Source organism: Phenylobacterium sp. GW821-FHT12F10 (assembly GCF_058806695.1).
The window spans coordinates 185,164-209,206 of sequence record NZ_JBXAPY010000003.1; the positions used below are offsets into that span (position 1 = coordinate 185,164).

Annotated in this window: 20 protein-coding genes; 10 read left to right on the forward strand and 10 right to left on the reverse strand. The window is 71.3% G+C overall.

Translation table 11 applies throughout. The features are described 5' to 3' along the window. Positions 1–5 precede the first annotated feature (5 nt). Together AC1RN5_RS16945 and AC1RN5_RS16950 are read left to right on the forward strand one after the other, a co-directional pair. Positions 6–1,199 (forward strand): FAD-dependent oxidoreductase, encoded by a 1,194-nt coding sequence (locus AC1RN5_RS16945; RefSeq protein ID WP_493042312.1) that lies wholly within the window; start codon positions 6–8, stop codon positions 1,197–1,199. Continuing rightward, complete coding sequence (locus tag AC1RN5_RS16950; protein WP_493042313.1) at positions 1,196–1,627, forward strand: very short patch repair endonuclease; 432 nt, start codon at positions 1,196–1,198, stop codon at positions 1,625–1,627. Before AC1RN5_RS16945 ends, AC1RN5_RS16950 begins: the two co-directional genes overlap by 4 nt. Here AC1RN5_RS16950 and AC1RN5_RS16955 read toward each other — a convergent pair. The 4 genes from AC1RN5_RS16955 to AC1RN5_RS16970 all read right to left on the reverse strand — a co-directional run bounded on the left by AC1RN5_RS16955 (position 1,624) and on the right by AC1RN5_RS16970 (position 6,306). Further along, a complete protein-coding gene (locus AC1RN5_RS16955) occupies positions 1,624–3,345 on the reverse strand; it encodes an ATP-binding protein (RefSeq protein WP_493042314.1) in 1,722 nt (573 codons plus the stop codon). The two genes, AC1RN5_RS16950 and AC1RN5_RS16955, sit on opposite strands and share 4 nt — an antisense overlap. 142 nt (positions 3,346–3,487) lie before the next feature. Beyond that, positions 3,488–3,955, reverse strand: coding sequence for an OsmC family protein (locus AC1RN5_RS16960; RefSeq protein ID WP_493042315.1), 468 nt, complete (start codon positions 3,953–3,955; stop codon positions 3,488–3,490). A 2-nt stretch (positions 3,956–3,957) separates the two neighbouring features. Next, on the reverse strand, positions 3,958–5,745 hold the full coding sequence (locus tag AC1RN5_RS16965) for an acyl-CoA dehydrogenase C-terminal domain-containing protein (protein WP_493042316.1): 1,788 nt from the start codon (positions 5,743–5,745) through the stop codon (positions 3,958–3,960). A gap of 93 nt (positions 5,746–5,838) precedes the next feature. Further along, entirely contained in the window at positions 5,839–6,306 is a 468-nt protein-coding gene (locus AC1RN5_RS16970) for a MerR family transcriptional regulator (RefSeq protein ID WP_421933831.1), read from the reverse strand. Positions 6,307–6,577: 271 nt separating this feature from the next. Here AC1RN5_RS16970 and AC1RN5_RS16975 point away from each other — a divergent pair, with 271 nt between their 5' ends. Continuing rightward, complete coding sequence (locus tag AC1RN5_RS16975; RefSeq protein ID WP_493042317.1) at positions 6,578–9,031, forward strand: zinc-dependent metalloprotease; 2,454 nt, start codon at positions 6,578–6,580, stop codon at positions 9,029–9,031. Positions 9,032–9,038: 7 nt separating this feature from the next. Here the strand turns inward: AC1RN5_RS16975 and AC1RN5_RS16980 are convergent, their stop codons facing one another. Continuing rightward, on the reverse strand, positions 9,039–10,724 hold the full coding sequence (locus AC1RN5_RS16980; RefSeq protein ID WP_493042318.1) for a lysine--tRNA ligase: 1,686 nt from the start codon (positions 10,722–10,724) through the stop codon (positions 9,039–9,041). 118 nt (positions 10,725–10,842) lie between these two features. Between AC1RN5_RS16980 and phnD the strand changes: the two genes are divergently transcribed. Beyond that, positions 10,843–11,850, forward strand: a complete 1,008-nt coding sequence (phnD, locus tag AC1RN5_RS16985) for a phosphate/phosphite/phosphonate ABC transporter substrate-binding protein (RefSeq protein ID WP_493042319.1) — start codon at positions 10,843–10,845, stop codon at positions 11,848–11,850. 9 nt (positions 11,851–11,859) lie between these two features. Here phnD and AC1RN5_RS16990 read toward each other — a convergent pair whose 3' ends face one another. Together AC1RN5_RS16990 and AC1RN5_RS16995 are read right to left on the reverse strand one after the other, a co-directional pair. Beyond that, a complete protein-coding gene (locus tag AC1RN5_RS16990) occupies positions 11,860–12,276 on the reverse strand; it encodes a PaaI family thioesterase (RefSeq protein ID WP_493042320.1) in 417 nt (138 codons plus the stop codon). Next, positions 12,273–12,725: a PaaI family thioesterase gene (locus tag AC1RN5_RS16995; RefSeq protein WP_493042321.1), complete on the reverse strand. Its 453-nt coding sequence runs from the start codon at positions 12,723–12,725 to the stop codon at positions 12,273–12,275. The genes AC1RN5_RS16990 and AC1RN5_RS16995 overlap by 4 nt, the downstream gene beginning before the upstream one ends. Before the next feature lie 334 nt (positions 12,726–13,059). Between AC1RN5_RS16995 and AC1RN5_RS17000 the strand changes: the two genes are divergently transcribed. Together AC1RN5_RS17000 and AC1RN5_RS17005 are read left to right on the forward strand one after the other, a co-directional pair. Beyond that, entirely contained in the window at positions 13,060–14,073 is a 1,014-nt protein-coding gene (locus tag AC1RN5_RS17000; RefSeq protein WP_493042322.1) for a ligase-associated DNA damage response exonuclease, read from the forward strand. Further along, complete coding sequence (locus AC1RN5_RS17005) at positions 14,074–15,690, forward strand: cisplatin damage response ATP-dependent DNA ligase (RefSeq protein WP_493042323.1); 1,617 nt, start codon at positions 14,074–14,076, stop codon at positions 15,688–15,690. Here the strand turns inward: AC1RN5_RS17005 and AC1RN5_RS17010 are convergent. From AC1RN5_RS17010 to AC1RN5_RS17020, 3 genes are read right to left on the reverse strand one after another with little or no spacing between them, the layout of a single operon-like run. Then, on the reverse strand, positions 15,687–17,039 hold the full coding sequence (locus tag AC1RN5_RS17010) for a hypothetical protein (protein ID WP_493042324.1): 1,353 nt from the start codon (positions 17,037–17,039) through the stop codon (positions 15,687–15,689). The genes AC1RN5_RS17005 and AC1RN5_RS17010 overlap by 4 nt on opposite strands. Further along, the gene (locus AC1RN5_RS17015) at positions 17,036–17,953 is read right to left on the reverse strand and encodes an ABC transporter ATP-binding protein (RefSeq protein ID WP_493042325.1); all 918 of its coding nucleotides are present in this window, start codon (positions 17,951–17,953) and stop codon (positions 17,036–17,038) included. The genes AC1RN5_RS17010 and AC1RN5_RS17015 overlap by 4 nt, the downstream gene beginning before the upstream one ends. Next, positions 17,950–18,471: a D-glycero-alpha-D-manno-heptose-1,7-bisphosphate 7-phosphatase gene (locus tag AC1RN5_RS17020; protein ID WP_493042326.1), complete on the reverse strand. Its 522-nt coding sequence runs from the start codon at positions 18,469–18,471 to the stop codon at positions 17,950–17,952. The genes AC1RN5_RS17015 and AC1RN5_RS17020 overlap by 4 nt, the downstream gene beginning before the upstream one ends. Positions 18,472–18,599: 128 nt before the next feature. Between AC1RN5_RS17020 and AC1RN5_RS17025 the strand changes: the two genes are divergently transcribed. From AC1RN5_RS17025 to AC1RN5_RS17040, 4 genes are all read left to right on the forward strand, one after another. Next, positions 18,600–20,423 (forward strand): ABC transporter ATP-binding protein, encoded by a 1,824-nt coding sequence (locus AC1RN5_RS17025; protein ID WP_493042327.1) that lies wholly within the window; start codon positions 18,600–18,602, stop codon positions 20,421–20,423. 71 nt (positions 20,424–20,494) lie between these two features. Then, a complete protein-coding gene (locus AC1RN5_RS17030) occupies positions 20,495–21,562 on the forward strand; it encodes a mannose-1-phosphate guanylyltransferase (protein WP_493042328.1) in 1,068 nt (355 codons plus the stop codon). 114 nt (positions 21,563–21,676) lie between these two features. Beyond that, positions 21,677–22,768: a GNAT family N-acetyltransferase gene (locus AC1RN5_RS17035; protein WP_493042329.1), complete on the forward strand. Its 1,092-nt coding sequence runs from the start codon at positions 21,677–21,679 to the stop codon at positions 22,766–22,768. Positions 22,769–22,828: 60 nt separating this feature from the next. Beyond that, positions 22,829–24,031 carry a threonine ammonia-lyase gene (locus AC1RN5_RS17040; RefSeq protein WP_493042330.1) on the forward strand — a complete coding sequence of 401 codons (1,203 nt, stop codon included), beginning with the start codon at positions 22,829–22,831 and terminating at the stop codon, positions 24,029–24,031. Positions 24,032–24,043 lie beyond the last annotated feature (12 nt).

Here is a 24,043-nt window from a genome sequence, read left to right on the forward strand (position 1 = left end):
GGGACTTGCGCGCCGCCGTCGTCGGCTGCGGCGTGGCGGGGATGGCCTCGGCGCTCGCCCTGGCGCGCCGGGGTCATGAGGTGACCCTGCTGGAATGTTTCGACAGTCCCAGGCCCCTGGGCTCGGGCCTGTTGCTGCAGCCCGCGGGACTGGCGGCCCTGAAGGCGCTCGGTCTCGACGGCGCCATGCTGGCGGCCGGCGCGCGGATCGAGCGGCTCGACGGCCGCGACCTGGCCGGGCGGCGCGTCCTCGACATGTCCTACGCGACCTGGCGGCCCGGCGGCTTTGGCCTGGGCGTCCACCGCGCGACCCTGTTCCAGGTGCTGCACGCCGCGCTCGCCCCCGCCGGCGTCACGGTGCGCACCGGGGTCGAGGTGGTGGCCCTCGAGGACCCGGCCCGGCCGCGCCTGCGCGACTCCGAGGGCCGCGTCCATGGCCCCTTCGATCTCGCCGTGGTCGCCGACGGCTCGGCCTCGCGCCTGCGGAGCCTGGTCCGGCCCCGCGCCCGGGCGCCGCTCTATCCCTGGGGCGCGGTCTGGGCCAACGCCCGCGATCCCGAAGGCGCCTTCGCCGGCGCCCTGCGCCAGCGCTATGAGCGCGCCTCCACCATGATGGGGGTCCTGCCCATCGGAACCGGTCCCGATGGGACCGGCGACCAGGTGAGCCTGTTCTGGTCCCTGCCGGTGGCGGCGATGGACGGATTCTTCGCCGGCGACCTCGCGGCCTGGCGCGCGCGCGCCCTGGCGGTGTGGCCGCAGGCCGAGCCGCTGCTGGCGGACCTGCGCACACCGGCCGACTTCAGCCGCGCCACCTATCGCGACGTGGCCGCCGGCCGCTGGTCGAATGGCGGTTTCACCCTGATCGGCGACGCCGCCCACGGGACCAGTCCGCAACTGGGCCAGGGAGCGAACCTGGCCCTCATCGACGCCGTCGAGCTGGCCGACCGCCTGACGCCGGGTCGTCCGGTGGCGGTGTCGCTCTCCCGGTTCCAGGCCGCGCGGCGGCGGCAGACGGCGGTCTATCAGCTGGCCTCGCGAGCCCTCACCCCGCTGTTCCAGTCCAGGGGCTGGGCCGGGCCCCTGGTGCGGGACCTGCTGTTCTCGCCCCTGTCTCGCCTGCCGCTGCTGAGGGGAATCTCGGCCCGGGTGCTCACCGGGACCTTCCGCCTGGGGCGGACGCCCGCCAATCTGGCGCCATGACCGACGTCTATGGCCCCGAGAAGCGCTCGGCGGTGATGCGCGCCGTGAAGGGCAAGGGCACCACCCCGGAGATGAAGGTGCGCCGGGCGCTCACGGCGCTCGGCGCCCGCTATCGCCTGCACCGCAAGGACCTGCCGGGCTCGCCCGACATCGTCCTGCCGGGACGGCGGCTGGCGATCTTCGTCCATGGCTGCTTCTGGCACGGCCACGACTGCGCCCGCGGCGCCCGCGTGCCCAAGGCCAACCGCGACTACTGGGTGGCCAAGGTGACCCGCAACCGCGCCCGCGACGGCGCGGCCCGCGGGGCCCTCGCGGCCCTGGGCTGGCGGGTGGAGACGATCTGGGAGTGCGACCTGAAGGACGCCGAGGCCTTGACGGCCCGGCTGGAGGGATTGTTGAGGCCCGATGAGCGGGATGGGAGACCCTAGGCGACCTTGGCGCCCTGGTCCTCTTCCTCGGCCTCCGGCAGCACCCGGGCGATGGCGGCGGTGAGGGCGGCGGGGTCGATGGGCTTGGCGACGTGGTCGGTCATGCCGGCGACCAGGCAGGCGGCCCAGTCCTCGGCGCTGGCCGAGGCGGTGCAGGCGATCACCGGCGTCCTGCGGTTGGGGCCGGGGGTCGCGCGCAGGCGGCGGCAGGTCTCATGACCGTCCATCTCGGGCATGTAGACGTCCATCAGGATGACATCGAAGACCCGGGCGGCGGCCAGGGCCAGGGCCTCCGCGCCGCTGGCGACGGCGGTGAGCTCCACCCCGAAGGGCTCCAGGATCAGGGCCACGGCGCGCCGGTTGACCTCGTGGTCGTCCACCACCAGCACCCGCACCGACCCTATCTCGGCCTCCGGGGCCGGCTCGGCCTCCGCCACGGTCTGCGCCAGGTCGAGGGACAGGGTGAAGACCGCCCCCTGGCCCGGCGTGCTCTCGGCCACCAGATCCCCGCCCATCAGGCGGGCGAGCTGGCGGCTGATGGAGAGGCCGAGCCCGGTGCCGCCATGGGTGCGGGCGGTGGAGGCCTGGGCCTGCTCGAAGGGGGCGAAGAGGCGGGAGATCTCCTCAGGCGTGATGCCGCGCCCGGTGTCGGCCACGGCGAAGCGGAAGGCCTCGCCCTTGTGGCTCACCGCCAGGATCACCGCGCCGCGGTCGGTGAACTTGATGGCGTTGGAGATCAGGTTGTTGAGGATCTGGCGCAGGCGGGTGGGGTCGCCGGCCACGCAGGCGGGCAGGGTCTCGGCGCCCAGGCGCTCCAGGCGCAGGCCCTTCTTCTCCGCCTCGGCCCGCCAGAAGGCGGTGGTGTCCTCCACCAGGGCGTCGAGGTCGAAGGGGACGGTCTCGATGCTCATCCGCCCGGCCTCCATCTTGGAGAGGTCCAGCAGGTCGTTGAGCAGGGTGCGCATCATGCGCCCCGACTGGGCGATCAGGGCGCCGGCGGCGGCGTCGGCCCCGCCGTGGCGCTCGATGACCTCGGCCCCGGCCAGGATGGCGCTGATGGGGGTGCGCAGCTCGTGGCTGACCATGGCCATGAAGGCCGACTTGACCTCGGCGGCGGCCTCGGCCGCGCCCCGGCCGCGTTCGGCCTCCTCGCGGGCGCGGCGCTGGGCCTCGAGGGCCTCGGCGGCGGCGCGCCACAGGATGGTGGAGGAGAAGACCAGCAGCACGCCCACCATGCCGACGGCGATCCCGTAGGTGGAGGCCCCGCTGATCGCCCAGGCCATGCCGGCGGTGAGCAGCAGATAGACGCCGAAGGGGGTCATGGCCGCCACATAGGCCGCCTGGGACCGCTGATTGGTGACCACGGTGTTGAGGACCGCGCCGGCCAGGAACAGGCCGCCGCAGATCAGGCCCCCCGAGCCCCCGCCCACGATCGCCATCAGGGCCAGGGCGCCATAGATGATGGAGTTGAGGCTGAGCACGGCCAGGGCCAGCCGGGGCCGGAAGGCCCGCGCGCGGGCCTTGTCGGTGGCGAACAGGAGGTATTCGCCGGTGTGCAGCAGGCCGTAGGCGGCGATCCAGCAGGCGGCGGGGGTCCAGCCGGCCACCGGCGCCAGGACCACGGCGTAGACGGCGGCGAACACCATGCGGGTGCGCATGCCGGCGGCCCGGGCCAGCATGGTCTTGGCCAGACCATCGTCGGTTGTGTCCTGCACCATGGTCGGCGCCCCTGGGTGTGAGGGTCTGAGCACACCCCTTGAAGACCCAGCTTAGCCCTGGGGCCTAAACCATCGGTAAAGCGCCACCTCCGGCGGTCGGGCGGCGGAACCGGTATCCACCTCCGCCTGACGTGCTCTGGGGTCAGACCGCGCGGCGGGGCTCCACCACCACCTCGGTGGTCACCGAATTGGCGATGTAGCACTCCTCGTGGGCCTCGTGGTGCAGCCGGTCCAGGGCCTCGGCGGTGGGCTCGTCCCCCCGCCAGGTGACCGCCGGCCGCAGCCAGACCTTGGTGACCCCCAGCCGCCCGGGGGCGACCTCGGCCATGATCCCCTCGGCGGCGTCCTCGTAGCGGACCGCCGTGAAGCCGGCCAGGCGGGCGCGGTGCAGGAAGGTCAGCATGTGGCAGTTGGACAGCGCCGCCACCAGCATCTCCTCCGGATCGACGGCGGCCTCCACGGCCCACTTGCCCACCACGTGCGGCGAGGCCGAGGCGGGAACCTCGATCCCGCCGTCGAAGGTCAGGCTGTGGCCGCGGCTGTAGCGCCCCTTGGGGAAGTCCTCGCCGTCCTTGAGGGTCCAGAGGACCTCGGCGACGTACTTGGCCATGTTCAGAAGGCCTCCGCCGGCAGGGCCATCATCAGCTCCGAACCCGTGACCAGCTTGGCCAGGTGGGCGCCGGCGTCGGGCAGGATGCGCTGCATGTAGTAGCGCCCGACCACCAGCTTGTTGGCGAAGTAGGGGTCGGTGTCGCCGGCGGCGATCTTGGCCTGGGCGGTCTTGGCGATCAGGGCCCACATGTAGGCCAGCGCCGTGAGGCCGAAGAGGTGCATGTAGTCGGTCGAGGCGGCGCCGGCGTTGTCGGGGTTCATCAGGCCGTTCTGCATCAGCCACATGGTGCCCTCCTGCAGCTTGGCCTTGGCGTCGGCCAGGCCGTCGGTGAAGGGCTTGAGGGCCGGATCGCCGGCGTTGGCGTCGACGAAGGCGTCGATCTCGGCGAAGAAGCTCATCACCGCCCGGCCGCCGTCGGCCGCCAGCTTGCGGCCCACCAGGTCCAGGGCCTGGACGCCGTTGGTGCCCTCATAGATGAGCGCGATGCGGACATCGCGCATGTACTGGCTGGCGGGGAAGTGCTCGGTGAAGCCCGAGCCGCCATGGATCTGCAGGGAGTCGGAACAGACCTTCAGGCCCTTGTCGGTGAGGAAGCCCTTCACCACCGGGGTCATCAGGGCCATGTAGTCGCCGGCCTTCTGGCGCACCGCCTCGTCGGGGCTGGCGTGGGCCAGGTCGCCATGCAGGGCGGTCCAGAACAGGAAGGCGCGGCCGGCCTCGATGATGGCGCGGCTGTCCATCAGCATGCGCCGCACGTCGGGGTGGACGATGATCGGGTCGGCGGGACCGTCGGGGTTCTTCGGCCCCGTCAGCGAGCGGCCCTGCAGGCGGTCCTTGGCGAAGGCGGCGGCGGCCTGGTAGGCGGCCTCGGCCTGGGCGATCCCCTGCAGGCCCACCCCGATGCGGGCCTCGTTCATCATCACGAACATCAGGCGCAGGCCCTGGTTCTCCGTCCCCACCAGCCAGCCGGTGCTCTCGTCATGCTGGATGACGCAGGTGGCGTTGCCGTGGATGCCCATCTTCTCCTCGAGGCCGGCGCAGAAGACGCTGTTGCGCGCCCCCGGCTTGCCCTGGGCGTCGGGGATGAACTTGGGCACGATGAACAGGCTGATGCCCCGCACCCCGGCCGGCGCGCCCTCGATGCGGGCCAGGACCAGGTGGACGATGTTCTCGGCCATGTCGTGCTCGCCGCCCGAGATCCAGATCTTCTGGCCCGAGATCTTGTAGCTGCCGTCGGCCTGGGGAACCGCCTTGGTGCGCAGCAAACCGAGGTCCGTGCCGCACTGGGGCTCGGTCAGGTTCATGGTCCCGCCCCATTTCCCCGAGACCAGGTTGGGCAGGTAGAGACTTTTCTGTTCGTCCGACCCGCCGTTGAGGATGGCCGAATAGGCGCCGTGGGTCAGGCCCGGATACATGGAAAACGCCATGTTGGCCGAGGAGCTCATCTCGGAGAACGACAGGTTCACCACATGGGGCAGGCCCTGGCCGCCATAGGCCGGCTCGGCGCCCAGGGCCGGCCAGCCGCCCTCGACGAGTTGGGCGTAGGCCGCCTTGAAGCCCTTGGGGGTGGTGACCGTGTTGTCGGGGCGCCAGGTGCAGCCTTCCTTGTCGCCCACGGCGTTCAGGGGCGCCAGGACCTCGCTGGTGAAGCGGCCGGCCTCCTCGATGATCTGCTGGACCACGTCCATCGAGGCGTCGGCGAAGGCCGGCAGGTCGGCGTATTTCTCGATCTGCAGGACGTCGCGCAGCAGGAAGGCGTGGTCGCGCACGGGGGGCTGGTAGGTCATGTCCGCTCCGGAATTGTCAAAAGGGCCCCCGACGGGTCGGGAGCCCTTGAGAGATACTAGCTGAGGTTCTCGCCGCCGCTAAGGCGCCGGAGACTACTTGGCGTGTTCGAGATCGCCCAGGCGGGCGCGCAGCACCTGATCATAGTCGGCCGCCCGGGGCAGAAGGTCGGGTCGGGTCCGGGCCAGTTGGCCCTCCAGGGCGTCGCAGCCGGAGCGGAGCTCCTCGATGGCCTTGTCGATGTCCTGGCGCTGGGCCTCCAGGGCCACGATCCGCTCGCGGAACTTGGTGAGCGACTTGATGTTCTGGGCCGCCCCGCCGTCGTCGACCTCGTAGAGGTCGAGGATCTCGCCGATCTCCGACAGGGCCAGACCGACCCGCTTGCCGCGCAGGATCAGCTGCAGCCGGGCGCGGTCCTTGTAGGAATAGACCCGGTTCATGCCGTCGCGGGCGGGGGAGAGCAGGCCCTTGTCCTCGTAGAAGCGTAGCGCCCGCGGCGTGCACTTAAACTCCAGGCAGAGCTGGCGGATGGTGAAGGTGCGCGCCGGACGGCGCAATTCCATGGGCACTGGATGTCCTCCCTCGGAGTTTTCTTGGTTGCCCGGAACGTAAGCCTGCATTCCGTTAACGTCAACATGATCGTTGATCACCTTGAGCCGCCTCTCAGGCTTGTGATCCGCGTCCGGACCCTCGGAGCCTGACCGTTTCAGATGGATTCATCTGAAGCGGACAATCAGGCTCGAATCTTATGTTTAGACCGTGACGGGCGCCTGAACCGGTAGCCACTTCAGGCTGTCACGCTCTAGGCTGGCCCCTCCATCTGGGGGCGGTTCGATGACACGTAATATCTGGCTCTGCTCGGCGGCGGCCCTGGTCCTGCTGACCGGGGCGCCGGCCAACGCCCGGGACAAGGCGCCCGCCACGGCCGAGGCCACCGCGGGCGTCCAGCGCCAGGAGGGCCTGCTGCCGGTCTATGTGGACAAGGCCAAGGGCAAGATCCTCCTCTCCCTGCCCGCGCCCGACGCCGACGGCGTCAGCGGCCGCTTCCTCTATCTCACCGCCCTGCGCGCCGGCCTGGGCTCGGCGCCCGTGGGCCTGGACCGCGCGGCGATTGGCGACACCCAGGTCCTGGTGTTCCGCCGCCTCGGCAAGAAGGTGTTCGCCGAGTACGAGAACCCCCGCTTCCGCGCCGCGGGCGCGCCGGCCCCGGAACAGACAGCGGCCCGCGAGGCCTTCGCCACCTCCACCGTCTGGGCCGGCGAGGTGGCCGGGACCGAAGGCGACGGCCGCATCCTGGTGGACATCTCCACCTTCCTGACCCGCGACGTCATGGGCGCCGCCGATGCGCTGAAGCGCGCCGACGAGAAGGGCTACCGCCTGGTCCCGGAGCTTTCGGCCGCCGACCCCTCGATGGTAAAGGTCTTTCCGGAGAACCTGGAGTTCGAGGCCCGCCAGACTTACCAGTCCGACACGCCGGGCCCCGAGAGCCGCAATATCGCCCCGGACGCCAAGCTGATCACCCTGCAGGTGCGCCACAGCCTGGTGAAGCTGCCCGACCCCGGCTACGAGGTCCGCCGGTTCGATCCCCGCGCGGGCGTGTTCGGCTCCACCGTCCTGGACTACGCCGCCCCCCTGGGCGCCGACATCGTCGGCCAGGTGGCCCACCGCTTCCGGCTGGAGAAGACCGATCCTACGGCGGCCCGCTCGCCGGTGAAGAAGCCCATCGTCTTCTATGTCGACCGCGCCGCACCCGAGCCGATCCGCACCGCCCTGAAGGAGGGCGCGGCCTGGTGGGCCCAGGCCTTCGAGGCGGCGGGCTATCAGGACGCCTATCGGGTGGAGATCCTCCCCGAGGGGGTCGACCCCCTGGACGTCCGCTACAACGTCATCAACTGGGTGGATCGGGCCACGCGGGGCTGGTCGGTGGGCCAGTCGGTTCGCGACCCGCGCACCGGCGAGATCCTCAAGGGCAGCGTGCTGCTCGGCGCGCTCCGGGTGCGCCAGGACATGCTGATCTTCGAGGGCCTGGTGGGCGCCGACAAGGTGGGGACCGGCGAGCCCAACGATCCGGTCGAGGTCTCCCTGGCGCGCCTGCGCCAGCTGGCCGCCCACGAGGTGGGCCACTCCCTGGGCTTCGCCCACAACTTCGCCGGCAGCACGCAGGGCCGCGCCTCGGTGATGGACTATCCGGCCCCGCGGGTGACGCTCGTCGCCGGCAAGCCCGACCTCTCCGACGCCTATGGGGTGGGCCTGGGGGCCTGGGACAAATTCATCGTCGACTGGCTCTATGGACAGGTTCCGGCCGGCGCGGCCGGAGAGGCGGCGCTGGCGGCCAAGGCCCGGGCGGAGATGGCGTCCGGCGCCCGCTATGTCACCGACGGCGACTCCCGGCCGGCCGGCGCGGCCCAGCCCTGGGGCGCCCTGTGGGACGACGGGGCCGACCCCGTCGCCGAGCTGACCCGGATGATGGGCGTGCGCCGCGCCGCCCTCGACCGCTTCGGCCTCTCGGCCCTGAGGGCCGGGGAGCCGGTGGCCAACCTGCGCCGCAAGTACGTGCCGATCTTCCTGCTGCACCGCTACCAGGTGGACGCCGCCGCCAAGCAGCTGGCCGGCATCGACTATCCCTATGCGGTGAAGGGCGACGCCCGCGAGGCCGCCCCCATCGTGCCCGCCGCCCGGCAGCGGGCGGCCCTGGACGCCCTGCTGGCGACCCTGCAGCCCGCCGAGCTGGACACCCCCGAGGCCCTGATCCCGCTGCTCTCGGCGGGCCAGTCCGGGGACGGGGACCGCCAGTTCGAGATCGAGGTCTTCGACGGCGACCCGGTGTTCGATCCGCTCACCGCCGCCGACGTGGCCGCAGGCCTGACGATCGAGGCCCTGACCGCCCCCGACCGCCTGGGCCGGCTGGTGGAGCAGCATCGCCGCGACGCGACCCTTCCAGGCGCCGGCGAGGTGCTGGACCGGCTGATCGCCACGGCCTTCGCCCCGGCCGCGGGGCGGAGCGCCGAGATCGCGCGACGGGTGCAGACCCGCGTCGTGCTGGACCTGGCCGAGGTCTCACGCAAGGCCGAGACCTCGCCGGCGGTGTCGGCGGAGATCGATCAGAGGCTGGCCGACCTGGCCGCGCGGCTGAAGGCCTCGCCCGGCGAGGGCGCCGATCGGGCCCACCGCCTGCGGCTGGCGCGATTGATCGCCGACCGCGACGAGATGGCCCGGGTGCTGGCCCAGCCCAAGCTGAAGCCCACCGTGCCGCCGGGCATGCCGATCGGCGACGACGGGGACGGGTGAACTCGGGCTAGCTGACCAACTCCCCCGCCAGGCCACGCTCGATCAGGGCGATGGTGCGCTCCAGGCCGAAGATGGCGGCGAAGGAGCCGAAGCGGGGCCCCTGGCTCTGGCCCAGCAGGACCTCATAGAGGGCGGTGAACCACAGGCGCAGGGGCTCGAAGCCCGCTTCCTTGCCGGCGGCGTAGACCTCGTTCTGGATCAGCTCGGCGTCCTGGCAGCCGGCGGGCAGGGCCCTGAACCGGGCGATCAGGTCCTCCATCGCCGCCCGCTCCTGCGCGTCGGCGACCCGGAAGGTCTTCGAGGGCTTCACGAAGTCCTCGTAGTAGTTGATGGCGTAGCCGGCCAGGTGGTCCAGCAAGGGCTGGGTGGCCGGGGTGGCGCCGGGGATGTAGCGCTCCAGAAAGCCCCAGAGGATGTCCTTGGTGGAGGCGTCGGCGGCCGACACCAGGTTCAGCAGCAGGGAATAGGAGACCGGCGACCCCTCGGCGGGCGGGTTGGCGTGGTGGACGTGCCAGACCGGGTTGTCGATCTGCGGCTCGTTGGAGCCTTCGGCCCGCTTGCGGTTATAGGCGTCGAGCTGCTGCAGATATTCGTCGGTGGCCTTGGGGGCGACGTCGAAATAGAGCCGCTTGGCCGAGCGCGGCGACTGGAACATGTAATAGGCCAGGCTCTCCGGCGGGGCGTAGCGCAGCCACTCCTCCATGGAGAAGCCGTTGCCCTTGGTCTTGGAGATGCGCTCGGCGTTCTCGTCGAGGAACAGCTCGTAGCTGAAGGTCACCGGGGGCACGCCCCCCAGGGCCTTGGCGATGGCCGTCGAGGTCTTGACCGAGTCGATCAGGTCCTTGCCCGACATCTCGTAGTCCACCTCCAGGGCCGTCCAGCGCAGGGCCCAGTCGGGACGCCACTGCATCTTCACGTGGCCGCCGGTGACCGGGACCTCGGTGCGGCCGCCGTCGGGGTCGTCGAAGACGATGGTCCCCTTCTCGACGTTGCGCTCCAGGGTGGGGACCTGCAGCACCTTGCCGGTCTTGGGGCTGACCGGGAGGAAGGGCGAATAGGTGGCGCGCCGCTCCGGACCGAGGGTCGGCAGCATGACCTTCTGGATGGCGTCGAAGCGGGCCAGGGCGGTGAGCAGGGTCGCGTCGAACCGGCCCGAGCGGTAGGTCTCGCTCGACGACATGAACTCGTAGTCGAAGCCGAAGCTGTCGAGGAAGGCGCGCAGGCGGGCGTTGTTGTGCCCCGCGAAGCTGCCGTCGGTGCCGAAGGGGTCGCGCACCACGCTGAGCGGCTTGTCGATGTCCTCGAGCAGCATCTCCTGGTTGGGCACGTTGGGCGGGATCTTCCGCATGCCGTCCATGTCGTCGGAGAAGGCGATCAGGCGGGTGGGGACGGCGTCGTCGGTCAGCGCGCGGAAGGCGACGCGCACCATGGTGGTCCGCGCCACCTCGCCGAAGGTGCCCACGTGCGGCAGGCCCGACGGGCCATAGCCGGTCTGGAACACCACCGGTTTCACCAGGGCCGGAAGCGTGGCGACGGCCTCGGCGGCCTTGCCCTGGGCGATGAGGGTGACGGCGAGATCGCGCTCGGCGTCGGTGAGCCGCAGGCGCAGGATACGCTCCAGCAGCAGGCGGGCCTGTTCGAAGGGCCAGCTCTTGGCTTCACGGGCTTGGTGGGAAAGACCTTGCAGGGACATGGGCGGGCGTTAGCGCCCTATGTGCCGGGCCTCAAGCTTAGTTTTCGCTGGCCGCCGTCGGATAAGCGTCACAAGAACAGGCGAAACAGGGAGCCAGGACGTCTTGCAGGGTGTTTCGATGATCTCTCGCCGCGCGGGTTTCAGTCTGCTGGCCGCGACCCTGGCGCTCGCCGCCTGCGCCAAGCCGGCGGACAAGCCCGCCCCCACCGACACCCTGAACTTCTCCATCATGTCGACGGAGAAGGCCTCGACCCAGGCGGCCGAATGGGCGCCCTTCCTGGCCGACATGGAGAAGGCCACCGGGCTGAAGGTGAAGCCCTTCTACGGCTCCAACTATTCGGCCCTGATCGAGGCCATGCGCTTCAAGCAGACCGACATGGGCTGGTTCACCAACCAGTCGGGGCTGGAGGCGGTGCGCCGCTCCGGCGGCGAGGTCTTCGCCCGCACCACCAAGCCGGACGGCGGCCAGGACGGCTACCAGTCGGTGATCATCGTGGCCAAGGACAGCCCGATCACCCTGGAGACCCTGCTCAAGTGCGACAAGACCCTGAGCTTCGGCATGGGGGACGCCAAGTCCACCTCCGGGACGCTGGCGCCCATGACCTATCTGTTCGCGCCGCGGGGCATCCGGCCGGACGAATGCTTCAAGACCGTCCGCTCGGCCAACCACGAGGCCAATCTCTACGCCGTGGCCAACCGGGTGGTGGACGCGTCCACCAACAACACCGCCTCCATGGCGCGGCTGGCCCAGCACGGCACCGCGGCGGGGGACCGGACCCTGGCCAATCTGAAGGTGATTTGGACCTCCCCCACCATTCCGGAGGACCCCATGCTGTGGCGCAAGGACCTGGACCCGGCGGTGAAGGCCAAGATCGCCAAGTTCTTCTTCTCCTACGGGGTGGGGACCGGTCCGGAAGCCGAACGCCAGCGCGACAACCTGCGCCGCATCGAGAGCGGCCCCTTCAAGCGCGCCGACGCCACCCACCTGCTGCCCGTCCGCGAGATGGAGGCCACCGAACAGCTGATGGAGGCCCGGGAAAAGGGCGACGCCGCCGCCGCGGCCAAGGCCCAGGCGGAGCTGGACGCGGTGCATGCGGAAGAAAAGGCGGCCAAGCCGGCGGGGTGAGCGGGGCTCTTACTCGTCGACGCTCAGCATGAAGTGGCCGCGCAGGGCGGCGATGGGGCTGGAGCGGGCTTCCTGCCAGGCTTCCACCGTCACATTGGCGATGCGGCGGCCGACCTTGCGCAGGTCGGCGCGGGCGTAGGTGGTGAGCGCCCGGCCGGGGCGCAGGTATTCGATGGTGACGTCGATGGTCTTGTGGACCTTCGGGGTCTGCTGGACCACGGAGAGCTGGGCCAGCGCCGTCATCTCCAGGAAGGCGCCGATCACCCCGCCGTGCAGGGCCGGCAGCATGACATTGCCGATCAGGTGGGGCGCGAAGGGCAGGATGGCGGTCATCTCGTCCCCGGCCAGCTCGCAGCGCATGCCCAGGAACTGGATATAGGGCACCGAGGCCAGGAAGCCCTGCAGGCGGTCGCCGGCCTCGCTCATCGGGCCGCTCCGGGGGCCGGGGCGCCGTTGAGGATGAAGGCGGCCTGGGCGGTGGCGATGGGATCGTCGGGGTCCTCGTCCCAGGCATGGGCCCGGACGAAGGCGATGGACCGGGTCATCTTGTAGCAGTGGGCCAGCGCCGTGACCCCGGCGCGCGGCGCGGCGGGGCGCATGTAGTCGATGCGCAGGTCCAGGGTGGCGGTGGGGAAGCGCTCGTTCTTGGCCGAGGAGATGGCCAGGCCGCAGCAGTGGTCCAGCAGGGAGGTGACGACGCCGCTGGCGATCACCCCGGTGGCGGGGTCCCCCACCAGTTCGGCCCGCCAGGGAACCAGGATCGAGCCCCGGCCGTCGGCCACGGACACCAGTTTGAAGCCCAGCGCGGCGGCCTGGGGCACCGTCTCCACCATGTGGACGGCCATCTCGCGCAGGGGGTGTTCGGAGGCGCTCATGCCTTCGGTTTGGGCCAGGCCCGCCCGAGGGTCAAGGACGACCCAAGGGAAGGTTTAGGCGGCGGTGAAGCCGGTGGTGAGCGCGACGAGGGCGATGGCCAGCATGGGCAGGGCGGCCATCAGCAGGGTGGCGAGGCCGCTGGCGCGGCCGAGGTTGAACGGGTGAGACATGGCTTTTTCTTTCGGTTCGGAGCGAAGCGCGGGGAGGCGCGTTCGTCTCGAGCGGGGGTATAGGAGCGGCCCCTCGCGAATACTCGTTAAGTCTTGGTCATGACGTCGATTTCACAATATGAATACTCTGTAAGGTGGAGCTTCCCATGAGCCGGCGGCCCGGATGATCAAGCCCGAAGCCCTGCTTCGCCCTACCCCGGCCGGCCTCTACTGCCCGCCCGGCGACTTCTACATCGACCCCACCCGGCCGGTGGACCGGGCGGTGATCACCCACGGCCACTCCGACCACGCCCGCGCCGGCCACGGGGCGGTGCTGGCCACGCCGGAGACGCTCGCCATCATGGCCGAGCGCTACGGGGCCGACTTCGCCGGGGCGACCGAGGCCGCCGCCTATGGCCGGCCCGTGCATCGCGACGGGGTCGAGGTGACCCTGGTCCCGGCCGGCCACGTCCTGGGCTCGGCCCAGGCGGTGGTCCAGTGGAAGGGCCTGACCATGGTGGTGTCCGGCGACTACAAGCGCCGGCGCGACCCCACCTGCGCGCCCTTCGAGCCCATCGCCTGCGACGTCTTCATCACCGAGGCCACCTTCGGCCTGCCGGTGTTCCGCCATCCGCCGGACTCGGGCGAGATCGCCCGGCTGCTGCGTTCGGTGGCCCAGTTTCCGGAACGCTCGCACCTGGTGGGCGCCTACGCGCTGGGCAAGGCCCAGCGGGTGATCCGCCTGCTGCGGGAGGCGGGCTGGGACAAGACCATCTACGTCCATGGGGCCCTGGAGCGGTTGAACCGCCTCTACGAGGACCACGGGATCGAGCTTGGCCCGCTCTCGCCCGCCACCGTGGCCGCCAAGCAGGACTTCGCCGGCGCCATCGTCATCGGGCCGCCCTCGGCCCTGCAGGACCGCTGGTCGCGGCGCTTCCCCGATCCGGTCCAGGCCTTCGCCTCGGGCTGGATGCAGGTGCGGGCCCGCGCCCGCCAGCGGGGGACCGAGCTGCCCCTGGTGATCTCCGACCACGCCGACTGGGACGAGCTCACCGCCACCGTCGACGAACTGCGTCCCGGCGAACTGTGGATCACCCACGGCCGCGAGGAGGCGCTCGCCCGCTGGGCTCAGCTGCACGACATCAAGGCCCGGGCGCTGGCCCTCGTCGGCTACGACGATGACGAGGAGGACGGCTAGGTGCGCGCCTTCGCCGAGCTGCTGGACCGCCTGTCGCTGACGGCGTCGCGCAACGCCAAGCTGACCCTGGTGCGCGACTATCTGCGCGAGACGCCGGACCCCGACCGGGGCTGGGCCCTGGCGGCGCTCACCGGCGACCTCAGCTTCGCCGCCGCCAAGCCCACCTTCATCCGCAAGGCGGTGGAGGAGCGGATGGACCCGCTGCTGTTCCGCTGGTCCTACGACTATGTCGGCGACCTGGCCGAGACGGTGGCTCTGGTCTGGCCCGCCAGGCCCGGCGCCAACCGCGAGCCGGAGCTGGCCGAGGTCATCGACGCCCTGCGCGGCGCCACCCGGGCCGAGGTGCAGCGGCTGATCGAGGGGTGGCTGGACGCCCTGGAGCCCACCGGCCGCTGGGCGCTGCTGAAGCTGATGACCGGCGGCCTGCGCGTCGGGGTCTCCGCGCGTCTGGCCAAGCAGGCCGCCGCCGACCTGGGCGGTGTGGCGGTCTCAGAGGTGGAGGAAGTCTGGCACGCCCTGCACCCGCCCTATGAGGACCTGTTTTCCTGGCTGGAGGGCCGCTCGGACCGCCCGCGCCCGGACTCGCCCGGCCGCTTCCGCCCCACCATGCTGGCCCAGGCGCTCGACGAGGCCGTCGATTTCGGGCGGCTCGACCCGGCCGACTACGCCGCGGAATGGAAGTGGGACGGCATCCGGGTCCAGGCGGTGAACGAGGCGGGCGTGCGCCGCCTCTACACCCGCAACGGCGACGACATTTCAAGGACCTTTCCCGACGTGCTCCAGGTCCTGGACTTCGAGGGCGCCCTGGACGGCGAGCTGCTGGTGATGGGCGACGACGGGGTCGCCAGCTTCGGCGACCTGCAGCAGCGGCTGAACCGCAAGACCGTCGATGCGAAGCTGATGGCCAGACACCCCGCCGGCATCCGCGCCTATGACCTGCTGGCGCAGGCCGGCGAGGACACACGGGTGCTGCCCTTCCGGGAGCGCCGCGTCCGGCTGGAGGCCTTCGTGGGCAAGCTCGCCACCCCGCGCATCGACCTGTCGCCCCTGCAGCCCTTCGAGACCTGGGCGGAGCTGGCGCGCTTACGCGCCTCACCCCCGCCCGGCGACCCGCAGATCGCCGAGGGCCTGATGCTGAAGCGGTGGGACTCCATCTACGAGGCCGGCCGGCCCAAGGGCCCCTGGTTCAAGTGGAAACGCGACCCGTTCCTCATCGACGCGGTGCTGATGTACGCCCAGCGCGGTCACGGCAAGCGCTCCAGCTTCTATTCCGACTACACCTTCGGGGTCTGGACGGAGGTCGAGGGCAAGCGGGGGCTGACCCCGGTGGGCAAGGCCTATTTCGGCTTCACCGACGAGGAGCTGAAACAGATCGACAAGTTCGTCCGCGACAACACGATCGAGCGCTTCGGCCCGGTGCGCTCGGTGAAGGCCGAACCCCATTTCGGCCTGGTGTTCGAGGTGGCCTTCGAGGGCCTGCAGCGCTCCACCCGTCACAAGTCCGGGGTGGCCATGCGCTTCCCCCGCATCCACCGCATCCGATGGGACAAGCCCGCCGGGGAGGCCGACGAGCTGGCGACCCTGGAGCGGATGCTGGCGCAGATGGAGGGGCGCTAGCGCGTTTCCGGCGCCCGGATCCGCCGCCAGGCCAGGGCCCAGGCGCCGACCGCCTGGGCGAGGCCCGAGGCGAGGCTGGCCCAGGGGGCGATGGACAGCGGCACGAACAGGGCCTGGCCGACGCCGGGGCTGATCACCGAACCCACGATGCCGCCCACGGCGTAGAGCAGGGCCAGCGCCACCACCGCGCCGAAGTCGCCGCGCTGGGGCCGGGGGCCGAAGCGGAACAGGGCGATGACGCCCAGGTCGCGCAGGATGAAGGCCAGCAGGGCCGCGGCCTGGGCCGGGTCCGGACCCTGGTCGAAGGCCGAGCCGGCGCCGCCGACCATGAAGGCGGCCGCCACCAGGATCAGGGCCAGCAGGAAGGGGGCGATGGCGGCGGGCGTCAGGGGCAGGGCCCGGCCAAGATCGCCCTCGCCCAGGGCGCCGGCGAACTGGCGCAGCCGCACCCGGTCGGCGGGCTCGGCGAAGGCCGCGGCGTAGGCCGCGAGCGCCACGGCCAGGGCGCCCACCAGCAGGGCGGCGGCCAGGCCGCCCCCGGCATAGGCGAAGCCGCCGAGGAAGACCGCCAGGAAGATCAGGAAGGCCGGCCAGACCACCGGGGCGTTCTTCATCTGCAGCTCCAGCCGCATCAGCCGCCAGGCGCCGGCCAGGGCCCAGCCGGCGAAGGCCAGGGTCGCCAGCGTCCGGAAGCCGACGGCGGGGAAGACCTGGCCCCACCAGGTGACCTCGCCGCGGGCGTAGAGGAAGGCCGGAATCCCGGCCAGGCCGGCGCCCTTCTGGAAGCCGGAGGAGCCGGCGACAACGCTCAGCAGGAAGAGGCCCAGGATCAGGCCGCCCATCACCCCGCCGGCGCGGGCCACCCGGCCCTCGGCCCGGGCCTTGCGCACCCCGATCAGGGCCGCGCCCAGGCTGACGGCCTGGAGCAGGAGGGCGAGCGCGATCAGGAAGGCGAGCATCCACAGGGCGCCCGGCTGGCCCTGGACCAGCATCAGTCCGGCCATCAGGACGACGCCGGTCAGGGCGCAGAGCCAGGCCAGGCTCGCCGCCCCCAGCAGCTTGCCCCAGGTCATGGCCCAGGGGGTGAGCGCGCTGAGCCGCTGGAAGTCCCAGGTGCGGTCGGCGATCTCGGCCAGCACCGCCGTGCCGGCGGCCCGCGAGCCCCAGATCACCCCGCAGATCAGGAAGACGAAACCTCCCACCCCGGCCAGGGCCGGCAAGGGCCCGCCGCCGGCGTCCCGCGCCAGCAGGGCCGTGGCGCCGTAGATCAGGATCAGGCTCACGGCGGCCCAGGCGATGCGGCGGGGCGAGGCCTCCAGCCACAGATTGCGTTGGAACTCCGGGTTCATCGGGCCACCTCCGCCAGATAGGCGTCTTCCAGGGTCTTGCGGCTCGCCTGGAAGGCCCGGACCTTCAGGCCCGCCCCGATCAGCTGCGCGAGCAGGGCCGAGTCGTCCTCGCCGTCGGCCAGGACCAGGGTGGCGGCGTCGCCCTCCAGCCGCTCGACGGTGACGCCGAGGGCCACCAGCCGGTCGCCCAGGTCGGCCGGGGTCTCGGCGAAGACCACCTCCACCCGGCTCCCGTCGCGATGGCCGCCGCCGGCCGCCAGCACCCCGCCGCCGGCCACCGCGCCGTCGCGGATCATCAGCATCTGGGTGGAGTAGTCCTCCAGCTCGGCCAGGATGTGGGAGGAGACCACGATGGTCATGCCGTCGCCCGACAGGGACAGGATCAGGTCCGACAGGCTGCGCCGCGCCTCGGGATCCAGCCCGGCGGCGGGCTCGTCCAGCAACAGGACGCGGGGACGGTGGACGATGGTCTGGGCGATGGCCAGGCGCTGCTTCAGGCCGCGCGACAGTTCGCCGGCCCGGGCCTCCAGGCGGTCGGTGAGCTGCACCCGGGCCGCGGCGGCCTCGACGGCGGCGGGGGTGTCGGCCACCGACACGCCCCGGGAGCGGGCGGCGTAGGTCAGGGCCTTGCGCACCGAGAGCTCGTCATAGAGGCCGAAGAAGTCGGGCAGGTAGCCGATCGCGGCGTGGACCCCGCGGGGGTCGGCCTCCACGTCGAGGCCCGCCACCGCGATGGTCCCTTCGGTGGGGACGTCGAGGGCGGCGATGCAGCGCATCAGGGTCGACTTGCCCGCCCCGTTGGGGCCCACCAGGGCCAGGACCGCGCCGGCCTGGACGTCGAAGGACACCCCGTGCAGGGCGCGCGCCGAGGGGTAGTCATAGACCACCCCGCGAACCTCGATCATCGCGGTCATGTCAGCTCCCCTTCCAGGAAGGCCTTGAGGTCGCCGCCGGTGAACTTCAGTCCGCGGACCCCGGCGCGGCGGCCGGCCTCCACGTCGCCGTCCTTGTCCCCCACCATGATCGAGCGGGTCAGGTCCACGGGCCACTCGGCGATGGCCTGCAGCAACATGCCGGGATTGGGCTTGCGGCCCGGCGGATCGGGGTGGCGGTAGGTCTCGTCGGCGGCGTCGGGATGGTGCGGGCAGTAGTAGAAGGCGTCGACCCGGGCCCCGACCTCGGCCAGGGAGGCGCTCATCTGGGCGTGCAGCTTCCGCACGTCGTCCTCGGTATAGTAGCCGCGGCCGACCCCGGACTGGTTGGTCACCACGAACACCCACCAGCCGGCGGCGTTGAAGGCGGCGATGGCCTCCCGGGCGCCTGGAATCCAGACGAAATCCTCCCAGCGATAGACATAGCCGGGGTCTTCATTGAGCACCCCGTCGCGATCGAGGAACAGGGCGGGGCGGGGGGACTGGTCAGGCGCGCTCACGACGCCACCTTAGCGCCAAGGCCCGCCCCCTGTCGCGGGGGTCGGCCTTAAGCTTTCGTAAGCTCGCCATTTCGCCGACACATCGCCCCGGCTATGGTCGCGCAACCATTCAAGTTTTCGAGGTCGCCTTGGCCGACGCATCGCCCGTTCTCTCCATCAAGGACCTCCGGGTCGATTTCGCCACCCACGACGGGGTGGTCAACGCCGTGCGCGGGGTCTCCCTGGACGTGGCCCGGGGCGAGACCCTGGGGGTGGTGGGCGAGAGCGGCTCGGGCAAGAGCCAGACCTTCATGGCCCTGATGGGCCTGCTGGCCCGCAACGGCCAGGCCAGTGGTTCGGCCAAGTTCCTCGGGACCGAACTGCTGAACCTCAAGCCCGGCGCCCTCAACAAGATCCGCGGCTCGAAGATGACCATGATCTTCCAGGACCCGCTGACGGCTCTGACCCCCCACGTGCGCATCGGCGAACAGATCGCCGAGCCCCTGCGCCTGCACCTGGGCATGAGCGGCGAGGCCGCCAACAAGCACGCCAAGGACTGGCTGGAGCGGGTGCGCATCCCCGACGCGGCCCGCCGGCTGCGCCAGTATCCGCACGAGCTGTCGGGCGGCATGCGCCAGCGGGTGATGATCGCCGCGGCCATGGCCGGTTCGCCCGCCCTGCTGATCGCCGACGAGCCCACCACCGCCCTGGACGTCACCGTCCAGGCCGAGATCCTCGACCTGATGGACGAGCTGAAGCGCGAGACCGGCACGGCCATGGTGCTGATCACCCACGACATGGGGGTCATCGCCCGGCTCGCCGACCGGGTCTGCGTCATGAAGGACGGGGCCTATGTGGAGGAGGGCGGCGCCGAGGCGCTCTTCGCCGCGCCCAAGGACCCCTATACCCGCGCCCTGCTGGATGCGATCCCGCGCCTGGACCGCTCCGATCGCGGCGGCCGCCCGACCCTGTCGCCGGTCGCCCCCAATGCGCCGGTCGTGGTGGAGGGCAAGGACATCAAGGTCTGGTTCCCGATCCACGAGGGGGTCTTCGGCGCCAAGCGCAACCTGCGGGCCGTGGACGGGGTCTCCTTCAAGGTGCGCGAGGGCGAGACCCTCGGCGTGGTGGGGGAGAGCGGCTGCGGCAAGTCCACCCTGGCCCGCGCCGTCATCAACCTGATCCCCGCCACCGGCGGGGCGGTGACCCTGCTGGGCCGCGACATCACCGGCGCCGACAAGGAGGCCGTCCGCGCGTCGCGCCGCGACCTGCAGATCGTTTTCCAGGACCCCCTGGCCAGCCTCGACCCGCGCATGACCATCGGCGATTCCATCGCCGAGCCCCTGCAGGTGTTCAGGCCGGAGCTGAAGCGGGCCGAGCGGGACACCGAGGTGGCCGCCATGATGGCCAAGGTCGGCCTGCCGCCGGCCCTCATCAACCGCTATCCGCACGAGCTGTCCGGCGGCCAGAACCAGCGGGTCGGCATCGCGCGCGCCATGATCCTCAAGCCCCGGCTGGTGATCTGCGACGAGGCGGTCTCGGCCCTCGACGTCTCCATCCGCGCCCAGATCATCGACCTGCTGATCGAGCTGCAGAAGGAGATGGGCCTGGCCATGGTGTTCATCAGCCACGACCTGGCGGTGGTCCGCGAGATCAGCCACCGGGTCATGGTGCTCTATCTGGGCCGGGTGATGGAGCAGGCCGACCGCGAGCAGATCTACGCCCATCCGCACCACCCCTACACCCAGGCCCTGCTCTCGGCCGCGCCGATCCCCGATCCGGTGCGCGAGCGCGCCCGCAAGCGGCTGAAGCTGTCGGGGGAGCCCCCCAGCCCCATGGATCCGCGCAGCGCCCTGCGGTTCCTGCCCTCCCGGCTGTCGGCCGACCCGCTGGGCCAGGTCTATGTGCCGCAGCTGAAGGAGGTGGCCCCCGGCCACCTGGTCTCGGAGTTCGACCCGCCGGCCGAAGCGGCCTAGGAGCGTGACAGCCTGAAGTGGGAACCGGTTCAGGCGACCGTCACGCGAACGAGAAAGAATCTGCGCGAGCCATGAGCGGAAAGATCACCCCCATCCTGATGTCGGGCGGCGCGGGCACGCGCCTCTGGCCCCTGTCGCGCCAGGCCAAGCCCAAGCAGTTCCACCGGCTGGGGGGCGCGCAGACCCTGATCCAGGCCACCGCCCTGCGGGTGACCGGCGAGATGTTCAATCCGCCGATCGTCGTCTGCGCCGCGGCCCACGCCGACCTCACCCGCGACCAGCTGATGGAGGTGGGGATCACGCCGCGGGCCCTGATCGCCGAGCCGGCGCCGCGCAACACCGCCGCGGCCTCCGTGGCCGCCGCCGCCGTGGCCGCCGAGATCGATCCCGACGGGGTCTTCCTGCTGTTGCACGCCGACAACCTGGTGGCCGACGTCCCGGCCATGCACCGCGCGGTGGAGGCGGGCCGGGCGGCCGCCGAGGCCGGCGAGGTGGTGATCTTCAGCCTCAAGCCGACCGGGCCTGAGACCATCTACGGCTATATCCGCGCCGGTGCCGGCGAGGGCTTGGTGCGCAAGGTCGCCCAGTTCGTCGAGAAGCCGGATCTCGAGACGGCCAAGCGCTTCGTGGCCGACCCCGACTATGGCTGGAACGCCGGCATGTTCATGTTCAGCGCCGCCGCCTTCCTGGCGGAGTGCCGCAAGCTGGCGCCCGCCATCTCGGCGGCCGCCGAGGCCGGGGTCGCCAAGGCCGCGCGGCGCGGCGACCTGATCGCCCTGTCCCCCGACTTCCTCACCGCGCCGTCCGAGGCCATCGACACCGCCATCATGGAGAAGACCGCCCACGCCAGCGTCGTGGGCGCCGACATCGGCTGGAGCGACGTGGGCAACTGGAACGCGCTGTGGGAGGGCTCGGCCCAGGACGGCGACGGCAATGTCGCCGACGGCGACGTGGTCCTGGTGGGCTCGGCCCGCAGTCTGGCCCGCACCGACGGGCCGGTGGTGGTCCTGGCGGGGGTCGAGGATCTGGTGGTGGTGGTGGAGAACGGGGTCGTCCTGGTCACCCGGCGCGAGTCCACCGCCTCGGTGCGCGCCGCCGTCGACGCCCTGAAGACCCAGGGGCGCGGCGAGCTGCTCTGAACCCTGGGATGATCTGCGGTTCGCGGAAGTTGCATTGGGACCCTTCCGGCAACTTCGCGGAAAGACTTCTTGGTTAAGTTCGCCGTCCTGTAGTCGCGTTTTCGCCGCCTCGGGATGGCCGTCTTGCACATCGAAGTCCTCCGTCCGCAGGACATGACGGCCGAGCGGATGGCGCGTTGGGCGGCCCTGCAGGCCACCGACATCACCCTGGACAGCCCCTTCCTGTCGCCGGACTGGGCCCGCGCGGTGGCCTCCGTCCAGCGCCAGACCTCCCGCCAGGTCCGCGTCGCCGTGGCGGTGGAGGACGGCCGCGACGTCGCCTTCCTGCCGGTCCGCGTGGGCCACCTCACCGCCATGCCGGTGGGGGCGCCGATGTGCGACTACCAGGGTCTGGTGGCCGAGCCCGGCGCGCGGATCGACGTGCGCAAGATGATCCAGGCCCTGGGCGTCCAGCGCTTCGACTTCTGCCACATGATCGAGGCCCAGGCGGTCTTCGCCCCCTATGCCCGCGGCCGCGACCTGTCCCACGTGGTGGATGTCTCCGAGGGGTACGAGGCCTATGAGGCCGCCCGCCGCGAGGCCGGGACCTCGGTCCTGAAGGATTGCGACAAGAAGCGCCGCAAGGTCGAGCGCGAGATCGGCCCCGCCGTCTTCACCCCCTTTTCCCGCAGCCAGGCCGACTTCGACCAGCTGGTGGCCTGGAAGCGCGCCCAGCTCGACGCCACCGGCCAGACCGACATCTTCGACGCCGGCTGGACCCTGCGGCTGATGCAGGACCTGTTCGAGCGCCGCGATCCCGACTTCGGCGCGGCCCTGTTCACCCTGCACTTCGGCGACCGCCTGGCCGCGGTGCACCTGCACCTGCACGGCAAGCAGACCATCCACGGCTGGCTGATCGCCCACGATCCGGAGTTCGAGCGCTATTCGCCGGGCATCCTGCTGTTCCAGGACGTCCTGCGCTGGATGGACGCCACCCCCTATACGCGCCTGGACCTGGGTCCCGGCGACTACCGCTTCAAGCGCGAGCTGGCCAATGCCGGCGTCTGGGTCACCCACGGCTTCGTCGGCGGCGTCGCGCCGGCCGCCCTGGTCCGCCACGCCGCCTACGGCGTCCGCGCCGCCGCCGAGGCCCTGCCGCTGGGCAAGATGTCGGCCCTGCCCGGCAAGGCCATGCGGCGCATGGACGTGCTGCGCGGCCTTCGCTGACGTTGCCGTGAGGGCCCGCCCTCGTTAGAGGTGGCGTCCTTTTCCACCCCTGGCCTGATCATGACCCTGTCCATCGACGATATCCGCGCGGCCGCCGAGCGGCTGAAGGGGCGCATCGAGCGCACGCCCTGCCGTCAGTCGCGGACGCTGTCGGAGATTACCGGGGCCGAAGTCTGGGTGAAGTTCGAGAACCTGCAGTTCACCGCCGCCTACAAGGAGCGCGGCGCGCTCAACACCCTGCTGCAGCTCTCCGACAACGAGGCCAAGCGCGGGGTGATCGCCGCCTCGGCCGGCAATCACAGCCAGGGCCTGGCCTATCACGCCGCGCGGCTGGGCATACCGGTGACCATCGTCATGCCCCGCAACACCCCCTTCGTGAAGGTGCAGCAGACCCGCGCCTTCGGGGCCGAGGTGGTGCTGGACGGGGAGACCTATGACGACTCAGCGGCGCTCGCCAAGACCCTGTGCGCCGAGCGGGAGCTGGTCTTCGTCCACCCCTTCAACGACGTGAAGGTGATGGCCGGCCAGGGCACGGTGGCGCTCGAGATGTTCGAGGATGTGCCCGACCTGGAGGTCCTGCCCATCCCCATCGGCGGCGGCGGCCTGATCGCCGGCTGCGCCACCGTGGCCAAGTCGCTGAACTCCAAGGTCGAGATCTACGGCGTCGAGCCCGCCATGTACCCCTCCTTCACCGCCAAGATGCGCGGCGTCGGCGCGGCCACCGGCGGGGCCACCATCGCCGAGGGCATCGCGGTCCGGAGCGTGGGCGAGGAGAGCTACGCCATCGCCCGGCCGCTGATCGACGACGTGCTGCTGATCGAGGAGCCCTATTTCGAGCGGGCCATCGCCCTCTACTGCAATGTCGAGAAGACGGTGGTGGAGGGCGCCGGCGCGGCCTCGCTGGCCGCCCTGCTGGCCTATCCGGAGAAGTTCCGCGGCAAGAAGGTCGGGCTGATCATCACCGGCGGCAATATCGACACCCGGCTGCTGGCCTCGGTGCTGACCCGCGAGCTGGTGCGCGAACAGCGCCTGGTCTCCCTGCGCATCATCGGCGACGACCGGCCGGGCCTGCTGGGCACCGTCTCGGTGCTGATCGGCAAGATGGGGGCCAATATCGTCGAGGTGGCGCACAACCGCCTGGCCCTGGACGTGCCCGCCAAGGGCGCGGAGTTCGACATCATGATCGAGACCCGCGACGCCCAGCACACCCAGGAAATCATGGACGCCCTGCGCGAGAGCGGCTACCCGCCCCGCGCGGTCTGAGAAGCGAGAGTG

Coding starts and splice junctions, on each gene's coding strand:
- AC1RN5_RS16950 (WP_493042313.1), top strand. CDS start 1,196: ATGACCGACGTCTATGGCCCCGAGAAGCGCTCGGCGGTGATGCGCGCC.
- AC1RN5_RS16955 (WP_493042314.1), bottom strand. CDS start 3,345: ATGGTGCAGGACACAACCGACGATGGTCTGGCCAAGACCATGCTGGCC.
- AC1RN5_RS16960 (WP_493042315.1), bottom strand. CDS start 3,955: ATGGCCAAGTACGTCGCCGAGGTCCTCTGGACCCTCAAGGACGGCGAG.
- AC1RN5_RS16965 (WP_493042316.1), bottom strand. CDS start 5,745: ATGACCTACCAGCCCCCCGTGCGCGACCACGCCTTCCTGCTGCGCGAC.
- AC1RN5_RS16970 (WP_421933831.1), bottom strand. CDS start 6,306: ATGGAATTGCGCCGTCCGGCGCGCACCTTCACCATCCGCCAGCTCTGC.
- AC1RN5_RS16975 (WP_493042317.1), top strand. CDS start 6,578: ATGACACGTAATATCTGGCTCTGCTCGGCGGCGGCCCTGGTCCTGCTG.
- AC1RN5_RS16980 (WP_493042318.1), bottom strand. CDS start 10,724: ATGTCCCTGCAAGGTCTTTCCCACCAAGCCCGTGAAGCCAAGAGCTGG.
- phnD (WP_493042319.1), top strand. CDS start 10,843: ATGATCTCTCGCCGCGCGGGTTTCAGTCTGCTGGCCGCGACCCTGGCG.
- AC1RN5_RS16990 (WP_493042320.1), bottom strand. CDS start 12,276: ATGAGCGAGGCCGGCGACCGCCTGCAGGGCTTCCTGGCCTCGGTGCCC.
- AC1RN5_RS16995 (WP_493042321.1), bottom strand. CDS start 12,725: ATGAGCGCCTCCGAACACCCCCTGCGCGAGATGGCCGTCCACATGGTG.
- AC1RN5_RS17000 (WP_493042322.1), top strand. CDS start 13,060: ATGATCAAGCCCGAAGCCCTGCTTCGCCCTACCCCGGCCGGCCTCTAC.
- AC1RN5_RS17010 (WP_493042324.1), bottom strand. CDS start 17,039: ATGAACCCGGAGTTCCAACGCAATCTGTGGCTGGAGGCCTCGCCCCGC.
- AC1RN5_RS17015 (WP_493042325.1), bottom strand. CDS start 17,953: ATGACCGCGATGATCGAGGTTCGCGGGGTGGTCTATGACTACCCCTCG.
- AC1RN5_RS17030 (WP_493042328.1), top strand. CDS start 20,495: ATGAGCGGAAAGATCACCCCCATCCTGATGTCGGGCGGCGCGGGCACG.
- AC1RN5_RS17035 (WP_493042329.1), top strand. CDS start 21,677: ATGGCCGTCTTGCACATCGAAGTCCTCCGTCCGCAGGACATGACGGCC.
- AC1RN5_RS17040 (WP_493042330.1), top strand. CDS start 22,829: ATGACCCTGTCCATCGACGATATCCGCGCGGCCGCCGAGCGGCTGAAG.